Origin of the sequence: Streptomyces purpurogeneiscleroticus (assembly GCF_020024005.1) — a bacterium.
Taxonomy (GTDB): domain Bacteria; phylum Actinomycetota; class Actinomycetes; order Streptomycetales; family Streptomycetaceae; genus Streptomyces; species Streptomyces purpurogeneiscleroticus.
This window is the reverse complement of sequence record NZ_NHSG01000302.1, coordinates 1-3790: the sequence shown is the minus strand read 5'-3', so window position 1 is coordinate 3790 and position 3790 is coordinate 1. Positions and strand designations below refer to the sequence as shown.

Below are 3790 nucleotides of genomic sequence, written 5' to 3'. Positions count from 1 at the left end.
GCTCAAGGTGACGGCCCCCGCCCCGCAGGCCGAGCGCGACCAGTTCGGCCTGCGGGGCGGGGGCCGTCACCTTGAGCAGCGCGTGGCCGTCGGCCGAGCGCACGGGGCGGAAGAGGGCGCCGCTGCCGGGGTCGGGGGAGTGCGGGAGGGTCGGCCCGCCGGCGGTGCGGGGCGGCGCCGCGCCGAGGCCGGCCACGATCTCCCGGCCCGCCGTGTCCGTCACGGCCAGCGACAGCCGCCAGATGCCGGGGCCCAGTGCGAGGGCGCCGGGCTCGGCGTACTCGGCGGGCTCGTCGTGCGGGGCGAAGTGCAGCGGGACCGTGGCGGTGAGCAGCAGGGTGCCGTCGGGCTGCGGCTCGGGCGTCAGCGGGGCGGTCCGCCGGTGGCCGCGGTGGTCCAGATGGAGCAGTGCGGTGCCGATCCCGTGGGCGCGGCGGGGGTAACGCACCGCCACGTTCAGGGTGCGGCCGCCCAGTACGGAGAGGTGGACGGGGCGCAGGACGGGCCGCGGGCGCAGCCGTGCGGCGAGCACCGGGACGGTGTCGACGCTCTCGATGCGGCGGCGTACGCCGGCCGCCGCGCGGCGGGCGCGACGGCCGGCTTTCACCGCTCGCGACAGCAGGGCCTGATCCATGGCGGCCGGTGCTCCCTTCCGTGGGACGCGGGGCGGCGCCCGCTGGGCACGTGGCAGGGCATCCTTCTTGTCCCCTGGCGAGTCATCCCTTACGTGAGCCTCCCCCGTGGGCGTGTGAACACCCGCGGGGTCCGGATGCGCAGGGGATGTGTACCCGGACGTACGGCGTCATAGTTGCATCAAACGCCCATAGGGGTAAATGACCGGACCGCGGGGAGAGGCGAAGGGGGAGACCGGAGTGAGTGCACAGATGGGACAGCGGACCGCCGAGCCACGCCGCCGGCCCGTACGGCATCCGGGTGCCCGCCGCGCCGCGGGGACGGTGCGGCGGATCAACCCGGAGGCGTCGACCCTGGTGTCGGTCTACCGCAAGGCGGTACCGGAACACCTGCGGCGGGCCATCGCGACCCGCAGCACCCCGGAGCTGCGCCGCCGCATCAAGCAGCAGGTCAGCTGGCTGGCGACGGCCCGGCACCTGGACGGCCTGCGCACCCGGGGCGTGGCGCTGTGCCACCGCGCCCTCGCCGCCGGGCCCGGCCGGGCCGTCACGATGGCCGACGGGCACCCGCGCATCGCCCTCGTGCAGCACGATCTTTCACCCGCCCGGGCGCGCCGCGACAACCTCGTCACCGTCACCGAGACCCTGGAGCAGGCCGGCGTCGGCCACTTCTGCGTACGCGGCAAGGAGCGCGGCCGGGGCGTGGTCGCGGTGGCCGTGGAGGACGGGCCGCGCGCGCTCGCCGCGCTGGCCGCCCGGTGCCGCGCGCTGCCCGGCTACGTCTCCCTGCTGGCCCCGGGCAACGAGGTCCGGCACACCGCGCCCGGCTACGACTCCGGGGGCTGGCACCGGGCCGCGCGGGCCGGGCTGTTCCGCGTCACCTGGTTCCGTACCGACCCCGGCCGCTCGCTCGTGCTGGACGAGGCGTACGGCTGCGACGTGGAGTTCTGGCCGCGCGAGGAGGACCGGCTGATCGCCCCGCGGCGGAACGCCGTCACCGAGTGGGTGCCGGCGGAAGGGCGCCGGATCAGCGTCCCCGCCGCGCTCTTCACCTGCCCCAACGGGGCGGGCGACGACCGCGCCCCCCGGGTGGCCACCTACCGCGACTTCACCGTCCCGCTGCCCGGCGACATCACCTTCCCCATCGACGTCGTCTACACCTGGGTGGACGGCGCCGACCCGGCCTGGCTGGAGCGCCGCGCCAAGTGCACCGGGCAGGCGTACCACGACGAGGCGGCCAACGCGGCGCGCTACGCCAACCGCGACGAGCTGCGCTATTCGCTGCGCTCGCTGGACATGTACGCGCCCTGGGTGCGCGACATCTACCTCGTCACCGACGACCAGGTACCGCCCTGGCTGAACACCGCGCACCCGCGCGTGAAGGTCGTCAGCCACCGCGAGATATTCACCGACGCGAGTGCGCTGCCGACGTTCAACTCGCACGCCATCGAGAGCCAGCTGCACCACATCGAGGGCCTCTCGGAGCACTTCCTCTACTTCAACGACGACGTCTTCCTCGGCCGGGAGGCGTCACCGCACGACTTCTTCCTGGCCAACGGGCTGACGAAGTACTTCCCCTCGCCCGCGCTGGTACCGCTAGGCCCGCCCGGCGACGACGACGTCCCGGTGTCCGTCGCGGGCAAGAACAACCGCGCGCTCATCGAGGCCCGCTTCGGCACCACACCGGTGCAGAAGATGAAGCACGTCCCGCACGCCCTGCGGCGCAGCGTGCTCACGGAGATAGAGCGGGAGTTCACCGCCGAGCACCGGGCCACCGCCTCGCACCGCTTCCGCAGCATCGACGACATCTCCATCCCGTCCTCGCTGCACCACTACTACGCCTTCCACACCGGCCGCGCGCTGCCCGCCGACATCGCCTACTCCTACCTCGACCTCTCCCGGCCCAACGCCGCCGACCGCCTGGACCGGCTGCTCGCCCGCCGCGACCGGGACGTCTTCTGCCTCAACGACACCCAGTCGGAGGAGACCGACCTGGCGGACCAGCTGGCGCTGCTCCGGCCGTTCCTGGAGGCGTACTTCCCGCTGCCGAGCCCGTACGAGCTGCCGGAGCCATGAGCCGGCCGGGTGTCGCCGACTTCGAGGAGGAGCGGCCGCCGTCCGCGGTGCCGGTCGGCCGCGCGCCGCTGACCGCGCGCGGCGGCCCGCTGGCGCGGCGCCGCGCCACCCTCGTCGCGGTGCTCGTCCCGTGCGTCGTCATGCTCGCGCTGGGCCTGTGGGGGCTGGACCGCGGCACGCTGTGGCGGGACGAGGCGGCCACCGCGCAGGTCGCGGGCCGCTCGCTGCCGCAGCTGTGGCAGCTGCTCGGCACCGCCGACGCGGTGCACGGCCTGTACTACGCCCTGATGCACGGCGTCCGCGCACTGCTGGGCGGCGGCGAGACGGCGCTGCGGCTGCCGTCCGTGCTCGGCGCGACGGCCGCGGCCGGGCTGGTGGCGCTGACCGGCAGCCGGTTGGCCGCGCCGCGCGTCGGCCTGTGGGCCGGGCTGCTCTTCGCCGCCTTCCCCACGGTGAGCCACTACGCGCAGGAGGCCCGCTCCTACGCGCTGGTCATGGCCGGCGCCGCGCTGTCCACGCTGCTGCTGACGAGCGCCGTACGGCACGGCCGGGCGCGGAACTGGACGGCGTACGCGGCGGTCACGGCGCTCACCGCGCTGCTCCACGAGTGCGCCGTGCTGGTGCTCGCCGCGCACGCGCTGACGCTGCTGGTCTCGCGGGTGCCGCGCGCGGTGTGGTGGCGCTGGGCGGCCGCGGCCTGCGCGGTGGCCCTCGCGCTGCTGCCGCTCGTGGCGCTGTCCCGTGGCCAGAGCCACCAGTTGAACTGGCTGTACCCGCCGGGGCTGCGCGCCGCCTGGCTGCTGCTGCGCTCCTTCGCCGGGCCGTCGGTGCCGGTCGTCGTGGTGGTGTGTCTCCTGCTGGCGGTGGCCGCACGGCGTCCGCTGCCGCGCCGCGGCCCGCTCGGCCTGTCCGCCGTCGCGCTGCCGCTCGCCCTGCTGCCGCCCGCCCTGCTCTTCGTGGCCTCCCAGTGGTACCCGGCCTTCCTCGACCGCTATCTGCTCTTCTCGCTGCCGGGGGCGGCGCTGGCCGCGGCGGCCGGGGCCGAGCGGCTGGTGGTCGCGGCGGCCGTACGGCGGTCCCGG

At 75.5% G+C, this 3790-nt stretch carries 2 protein-coding genes and 1 pseudogene; 2 read left to right on the top strand and 1 reads right to left on the bottom strand.

Going from position 1 to position 3790, the window contains the following annotated elements; genetic code table 11:
* Positions 1-634: pseudogene (locus CCS38_RS19525) on the bottom strand (hypothetical protein); the annotation flags it as partial.
* Positions 635-872: 238 nt separating this feature from the next.
* On the opposite strand from CCS38_RS19525, the gene CCS38_RS19520 reads away from it, so the two are divergent.
* Both CCS38_RS19520 and CCS38_RS19515 read left to right on the top strand, forming a co-directional pair.
* Complete coding sequence (locus CCS38_RS19520) at positions 873-2708, top strand: stealth family protein (protein WP_443742960.1); 1836 nt, start codon at positions 873-875, stop codon at positions 2706-2708.
* A partial coding sequence (locus CCS38_RS19515; protein ID WP_223734582.1) for a glycosyltransferase family 39 protein occupies positions 2705-3790 on the top strand: 1086 nt, incomplete at its 3' end. The genes CCS38_RS19520 and CCS38_RS19515, both read left to right, overlap by 4 nt.